Origin of the sequence: Bacillus cereus group sp. BfR-BA-01382, assembly GCF_022663475.1 — a bacterium.
In the GTDB taxonomy this organism is placed as follows: Bacteria; Bacillota; Bacilli; order Bacillales; family Bacillaceae_G; genus Bacillus_A; species Bacillus_A thuringiensis_S.
The window spans coordinates 1-259 of sequence record NZ_JAKUFQ010000381.1 but is presented as its reverse complement, the minus strand read 5'-3'; the positions used below and the strand labels follow the sequence as shown (position 1 = coordinate 259).

Genomic DNA, 259 nt, shown 5'->3' with positions numbered 1-259 from the left:
ATAAGTAGCTTCTTTTTTTTGAAATTAATTTCCAAATAATAGACTCACATCTGCATCTGTTATTTCTACTTCCTCATTTTCGTCTTGATTATCGTCCTTATGTTCTTCAGGGAGTTTTTCTTTTTCAGAGTTCTCGTCCTCTTTAGGCTCTTCAGGAAGATTTTCTTTTTTAAGTTTTTCGTCTTCTTTAGACTCTTTAGGAGTAGGGATTTTAATATCTTCTTTTTGGTTTTCTTCTGCTTTTACATTTTTAGGCGTT

General features: G+C 31.7%; 1 pseudogene. It reads right to left on the bottom strand.

Annotated features, from left to right (window positions below):
- Window positions 1-24 precede the first annotated feature (24 nt).
- A pseudogene (locus MR160_RS34415) lies at window positions 25-259 on the bottom strand (hypothetical protein); the annotation flags it as partial.